Genomic DNA, 7,082 nt, shown 5'->3' with positions numbered 1-7,082 from the left:
CGCAGGCTTGTATATTAGCGTTCTCCCGAACGGTTGCATCTTCGCGATCGAACACCGGCGCGAAGACGGGACGACGCTGATCAACCAACTGCTCGGCTCTCCCATCGATGGGGGCATCGCCCGGCTGTATCTGCGCATTGGCGGCGCGGCGCCCATCACCGTCGAGGTCACCGGCCCTGGCGCCAAAGGCCGGTTCGGCGCTGCCGCCGACAGTTTTATTTGGGAAGGCGAGGCGAGCGGCCTCCGCCACCGCGTAACGCTCTCGCTGCATCCGCGGGACGCCGCTTGGCTTTGGCGCCTTGAAGCGACGAATATTGGCGAAGCTGCCCGGACCATCGATGCGATTCTCATTCAGGACATTGGCCTCGGAGACCGTGGCTTTCTGATGAACAACGAGGCCTACGCCTCGCAATACACCGACCATCATATCGCCCGCCACCCGCGTTACGGGCCGGTCGTCATGAGCCGCCAGAACTTGTCGCAGGGCGGGCGGAATCCGTGGGTTGTCCATGGATGCCTCGATGGCGCCTGCGGCTTTGCGACCGACGGGATGCAGCTGTTCGGCCCGGCCTTTCGCGATCGCGATGGGTTCGACTTCGCATTCGGCGCGAACCTGCCAAGTAAGCGCCTCCAGCACGAGCTTGCGTGTGCCGCAATCCAATCCGCTCCCCTCTTGCTCCCCCCCGGCGCGCGCGCGGCTTGGCGTTTCTTCGGCCTCTACGATTCCGATCACGCGGCAGCCTCGAGCGACGGCGACCTCGCACGGATCGATGCGGTCGCATGGTGTGATCAAAGCCCGGCCGACATCGTTCTGGCGGCGCCGGTCCGGACTCTGGTGCAGAATGCTCCGCCCGCCGTGGCCGACCCAATCGATTCAGACGACCTCGCCCGGCGCTACCCGGAGCGACAACACGAAGAGCGGCTGAACGGAGAGCTCCTCTCCTTCTTCACACCCGATCCGCCGCACAACCGCCATGTCGTGCTCAGGGACAAGGAGCGGCTCGTCACGCGCCGCCACGGCACCCTGCTGCGGTCGGGCCAATCGATGCTCACCGATGATGCAACTCTTTGCGCCACCTGCTGGATGCACGGCGTGTTCGCCGCCCAGTTGACGATTGGCAACACATCGTTTCACAAACTGTTTTCCGTCTCGCGCGATCCTTACAACATTACGCGCGCCAGCGGTTTGCGCATGCTGTTCGACGCCGGCGACGGCTGGCGGCTGCTCACCGTTCCGTCGGCGTTCGAGATCGGCCTCTCCGGCTGCCGCTGGATCTATCGTTTCGGCGCGCGCACGATCACCGTCCGCGCCATCGCCTCGGGCGAGGATCCGGCGATGCAATGGCGCATCGCGGTCGACGGTGAACCTTGCAAATTCCTCGTCTTCGGACACTTGGTGTTGGGCGAGCGCGAGCTCGAGACCCAGAGTTGGATCGAGGTTGAGCCCAACTCCAAACGCTTCTCATTCCGGCCGGACACAAACTGGCTTTGGGGCCAGCACTACCCCAACGCGGTTTACCATCTTGTCGTCAGCACGCCCGGCGCGGTTGAAGCGATTGGCGGCGACGAGTTGCTCTACGAAGATGGACAGCATCGCGGCGGAGCCTATCTCGCCCTCCGCACGCGGCCGGTGCACGAACTCTGTTTCGCGGTAGTCGGTTCGATGACCGATCCCGAAGCGGCAGAACGGCTTGCCGCCAAATATCAGCATGGCGTCGAAGACGCGAGCCTGCTTCTGCCCGCGCGGCGCTTCTGGGGACGCATCACCCGCAACCTCCGCGTCAAGGGTGGGGGGGGCGCCGCTCTCGACACGCTGTTCCCGTGGCTCGCGCATAACGCGATGATTCATCTGACCGTGCCGCACGGACTTGAGCAATACACAAGCGCTGCCTGGGGAACGCGCGACGTTTGCCAGGGGCCGGTCGAGTTCCTCCTGGCGCTGGAACACGACGAACCGGTCAAGGAGATTTTGCGCATCGTCTTCGCGCAACAATACGAGGCGCAGGGCGACTGGCCGCAATGGTTCATGCTTGAGCCCTATTCGATTATCCAGGACAAGGTAAGCCACGGGGACGTGATCGTCTGGCCGCTCAAGGCGCTCAACGACTATATCGAGGCGACGAACGACTTAGGCTTCCTCGACGAGAAGGTGGCATGGCGGCGCCAGGACACTTTCGAGCTGACGCCGCATAAGGATAGCGTCGCCGTCCATGTCGAAAAATTGCTTGCGACCGTGCGCGAGCGCTTCATCCCCAGCACGCATCTCATCCGGTATGGCCACGGCGACTGGAACGATTCGCTCCAGCCCGTCGACCCCAAGATGCATGACTGGATGGTCAGCAGCTGGACGGTCGCGCTTCTGTTTCAACAGCTTAACCGCTATGCTGATGTGCTGCGCCGGGCCGGTCGAGCTGGCGAGGCCGAGGCACCCTGCCAACTTGGCCAACTTGCAAGCGAGATGCGCCTCGACTTCAACCGCTGGCTCCTGCACGACGGCACGGTCGCGGGCTATGGCCTGTTCGAGCCGAATGGCGGACCGCCGGAGCTGCTGCTTCACCCGAGCGACACGCGCACTGGCCTCAAATATTCGCTGTTGCCGATGACCCAGAGCATCATTGGGGGACTGTTTACGCCAGAACAGGCGGCGCACCATGTGCAGCTCATCCGCGAACATCTGCTGTTCCCCGACGGCGCCCGGCTGATCGACCGGCCGGTCGCCTATCGCGGCGGCCCGCAAATCATGTTCCAGCGCGCCGAATCGTCTTCTTTCTTCGGACGCGAAATCGGCCTTATGTATGTTCATGCGCATCTTCGCTACGCCGAGGCGATGGCGGTCCTTGGCGAAGCCGAAGCGCTCTGGGAAGCGCTCCAGCTTGCAAACCCGATCGCCGTGGCGGACCGCCTCGCGCAGGCCCTGCCCCGGCAGCGTAACGCCTATTTCAGTAGCAGCGACGCGGCGTTCCCCGACCGCTATGCCGCGAGCGCCGAGTGGCAGCGAGTCAAAGCCGGTCAAGTCGGCGTCGAGGGCGGCTGGCGAGTCTATTCCAGCGGCCCAGGCCTCTATACCGGCATTTTAGTCTGTGATGTCCTGGGACTTCGCCGCCGCTGGGGCAAACGTGCCGTGCGACCGTTATTGCCGGCGGCCCTCAATACCGTGACAGCGGAATTGGACACCTCCCACTAGGGGATATTCATGCCATCTTGCCGGTTCGACCTGCTAGGAATTGGCAACGCCATCGTCGATGTCATCAGCCTGACCGACGATGATTTCCTTGCCGCCCAGGGACTGCGCAAGGGCGCGATGGCGTTGATCGACGAGGCGCGCGCCGAGGCCCTCTACAAGGCCATGGGTCCGGCAACCTTCGTGTCGGGAGGGTCCGCGGCCAACACGATCATCGGCGCGGCAAGTCTTGGTTGCCGCGCGGCCTTCATTGGCAAGCTAAAGGACGACGAAACAGGTACCGCTTTCGCCCACGATATCCGTGCGGCCAACGTCGGTTTTTCGATACATTTCGCGAAGGAAGGCCCTGCCAGCGGGCGCTGCCTCGTGCTCGTGACGCCGGATGGCCAGCGCACCATGAACACTTTTTTGGGCTCCGCCCAAAACCTGACCGAGGCGGACGTCGACGAAGACCTCGTCAAGCAGTCGGCAATCGTTTATCTTGAAGGCTACCTTTGGGACCCTCCGGCCGCGAAAGCCGCTTTCGTCAAGGCGGCAAAAATCGCGCGGGGAGCCGGGCGGCGAGTTGCTCTAACTCTGTCCGATTCTTTTTGCGTCGATCGTTACCGCGAAGAGTTTCTTGGGCTCATTCGCTCTGGCTCGGTTCAAATCGTTTTCGCCAACGAGAGCGAGCTGCATTCGCTTTATCAAACCGGCGATTTCGACACCGCCGCCGCCCAGCTGCGCAGCGAAAATATCCTCGGTGTCGTCACCCGCTCCGAGCAGGGATCGCTCGTCGTTACGCGTAACGAGGTTCTCGCCGTGCCCGCGTTCCCGGCCGAGCGGGTTGTCGACACGACGGGCGCAGGCGATCTCTTCGCCGCTGGATTTCTCGCCGGACTCAGCAAGAGCAAGGACCTCGAAACCTGCGCGCGGCTGGGCGCCCTTGCGGCGGCCGAGATCATCCAGCACATTGGCGCGCGGCCGCTCAAAGACCTCGGCCAGCTCGCCGCGCAGAACGGGATTGCGATCTAGCCGGATCTCCGGGCGTTTTTCCTGGCGAGGCCGGGTCTCGCCCTCGTTGGCCAAGCTTGCAAAGCTCCCCGCCATGCTTACGCATGGTCAAGCCCTCTTGTCTCCGCTATAAGCCACCTTGGCGCGATGGAAATCGCGCGGCGAAAAGAGACGTCCAATTGCGGCAGCGGCAGCAGGGAAGGGGAGGCCAGGCATGACTTCGGATTCCGCCACACCAACCGGGCCGGACTTGCGGCAGGGAGTAGCGTTCGGCGATCTTCCGGACGGCCGCATGCTGGCCGGCCATGCCGGCGGCGAGGCTGTCCTGCTCGTCCGGCGCGGCGAAGACGTTTTTGCCGTCGGCGCCGTATGCACCCATTATGGCGGGCCGCTCGCGGAGGGGTTAGTGGTTGGCGAGACGGTTCGCTGCCCCTGGCATCATGCGTGTTTCAGCCTGCGCACTGGCGAGGCCCTTCGTGCGCCCGCGCTCAACCCGGTGTCCTGCTTCCGCGTCGAACGGCGGAACCGGTCCGTGTATGTTCAAGAAAAACTCGAAATAGCGGCGCCACGTGCGCTGACTTTGCCCGCTTTGCCTCGATCCGTCGTCATAGTGGGGGGCGGCGCGGCTGCCAACGCCGCCGCCGAAACGCTCCGCAATGAAGGCTATCGTGGCGGCATAACCATGTTGAGCGCCGATGACTCTGGTCCCTACGATCGTCCAAACCTATCCAAGGGTTTTCTCGCGGGCTCGGCGGAAGAAGACTGGATCCCGCTGCGGCCGCCGGAATTCTACAAAGAGCATGACATCGACCTGAAGCTCGCCACGAGCGTCGTCGCCCTCGATCCTTCAGGCAGCAAGCTGCGGCTCGCCGATGGCAGCGAATTGATGTATGACGCGCTTCTCCTCGCCACCGGCGCCGAACCGGTGCGCCTAAATCTCCCTGGCGGCGACCTTGCGCATGTGCATTATCTGCGGACGCTGGCCGACAGCCGCGCTATCATCGCCAAAGGTCAAGCTTCGCGGCGGGCGGTTGTCCTCGGCGCGAGCTTTATTGGTCTCGAAGTGGCGGCCTCGCTTCGCGCCCGAACTATCGAGGTCGATGTCGTGGCGCCCGAGACGATCCCGATGGAGCGGATTCTTGGAGCGGATGCCGGAAATTTCATTCGCCAGCTTCACGAGAAGCATGGCGTAAAGTTCCATCTCGGCACGACGGCCGCGTCGATATCCGCGCAAAGCGTCACATTGAGGAACGGCGAAACGCTTGACGCCGATCTCGTTGTCGCCGGCGTTGGCGTGCGTCCTTCAATAGCATTGGCAGAACAAGCGGGAATTTCCCTCGACCGCGGCGTCGCGGTGAACGAATATCTTGCGACGAGTGTCCCCGGTATTTTCGCGGCCGGCGACATCGCGCGCTGGCCGGACCGGCTCACCGGCGAATCGATTCGAGTCGAACATTTTGTCGTCGCCGAGAGGCAAGGCCAGACGGCGGCGCGCAATATCCTCGGGGCACGTGAACGGTTCGACGCCATCCCCTTCTTTTGGACCGAACAATTTGATGTTGCGATTGCCTACGTGGGGCATGCCGAGCGATGGGACAAGGCGGAAATCGAGGGCAGTCTCGAGGCGCGCGACTGTGCGATAAGCTATCGCCGCGGCGGCAAGAAATTGGCGGTCGTGACAATCGGCCGAGATCATGCCAGCCTTGAAGCCGAGGTCGCGTTCGAACGCGCCATCGCTTCCGCATAGAAATGAGCGGTGCGGGACTGTGTTTACTGAAGATCGTTGGCCGCCGGTCTTGCCCCATGCTTCCGCCCAGGGGCGCCTCGCGGGCGATGGTTTTTTCCCCATTTGCGGCGCCCGGAGCTTGCGCTCGCAAGCCCATTGCCTTATATAGATTTTCGTTGATGCGTCTCATGACGGTTGTTTAATCGAAACGATCGCTCTATTGAGAGTGGGCCCCTCGGGACCCGCTCTTTTTTGTTGCCTTTTGGGCGCCTTCGAGGTGAGCGTGGTTCTTCGATATTTTGATGCCGGAGCGAACCGGCGATGGACCGGGAAAGTTTGGGTCGCGGCAGCAATGGCATGGAGCGGGAGGCGCAAGGCGTCCTCGATGAACCGCGCTTGATCGAGGAAACCGGGGTTGCCGCGCGTGTGGCGCATGTTGCGCAACCGGTTTTGACCGGTCTCGGATACCGGCTGGTCCGGGTCAAGCTTTCGGCGCAAGCGGGAATGACAGTGCAGATCATGGCGGAACGTCCCGACGGGTCGATGAACCTCAATGATTGCGAAATCGTGAGCGCGGCTCTCTCGCCCATCCTCGATGTCGAGGATCTGGTAAAAGCGGCCTATCGCCTCGAAATTTCCTCGCCGGGGATCGATCGTCTGCTCGTCCGCGTCTCGGATTTCCGTCGCGCGTTGGGCCGGGAAACACGTATCGAGATGACCACCTCTGTTGCCGGGCGCAAGCGCTTCCGCGGCTTTGTTGGCGAGGTCGAAGGCGAAGGCCGGAGTGCCGCACTGACGCTCGATCGCAGCGATGCAAAGCCAGGCGAAGCCATCAAAGCCGTGCTTTTGCTTCGCGACGTTGCCGAGGCAAGGCTGATTTTGAGCGAGGCGCTGATCCGCCAGTCGCTGCGGGCCGCGAAGGCCTTGCGGGGCCAAGATGCCAACATGGACGATGAGGCCGCAAAAGCGGCGCCGTGCGCGGGCGCCGGGCCGAGGCGCGGACCTGGCCGCTTCGCGCGAGGCGCGCTCAAGGCCAAGCCCGTTCTGCCCGCTGGCGTGCGGTCAAGTTTCAAGCACGCCAAAGTGACGGCGCCACGCCAGTCCGGCGCGGGTTCGCCAAAAACAGGAGACAAAGATGGCAGTCAGCGCCAATAGGCTCGAACTCTTGCAGATCGCCGATGC

The 7,082-nt window shown here is 63.1% G+C and carries 4 protein-coding genes; all 4 read left to right on the top strand.

Going from position 1 to position 7,082, the window contains the following annotated elements:
• A partial coding sequence (locus ACREC7_RS14840) for a GH36-type glycosyl hydrolase domain-containing protein (RefSeq protein WP_431556466.1) occupies positions 1-3,184 on the top strand: 3,184 nt, incomplete at its 5' end.
• A 9-nt stretch (positions 3,185-3,193) separates the two neighbouring features.
• Positions 3,194-4,195 (top strand): adenosine kinase, encoded by a 1,002-nt coding sequence (locus tag ACREC7_RS14835; protein ID WP_431556465.1) that lies wholly within the window; start codon positions 3,194-3,196, stop codon positions 4,193-4,195.
• A 193-nt stretch (positions 4,196-4,388) separates the two neighbouring features.
• On the top strand, positions 4,389-5,921 hold the full coding sequence (locus tag ACREC7_RS14830; RefSeq protein WP_431556464.1) for an FAD-dependent oxidoreductase: 1,533 nt from the start codon (positions 4,389-4,391) through the stop codon (positions 5,919-5,921).
• 300 nt (positions 5,922-6,221) lie between these two features.
• On the top strand, positions 6,222-7,055 hold the full coding sequence (gene rimP / locus ACREC7_RS14825) for a ribosome maturation factor RimP (RefSeq protein ID WP_431556463.1): 834 nt from the start codon (positions 6,222-6,224) through the stop codon (positions 7,053-7,055).
• Positions 7,056-7,082 lie beyond the last annotated feature (27 nt).

The organism is Methyloceanibacter sp., from assembly GCF_050728395.1.
Lineage (GTDB): Bacteria > Pseudomonadota > Alphaproteobacteria > Rhizobiales > Methyloligellaceae > Methyloceanibacter.
The sequence above is the reverse complement of the archived record's forward strand: the minus strand, read 5'-3'. Positions and strand labels throughout refer to the sequence as shown.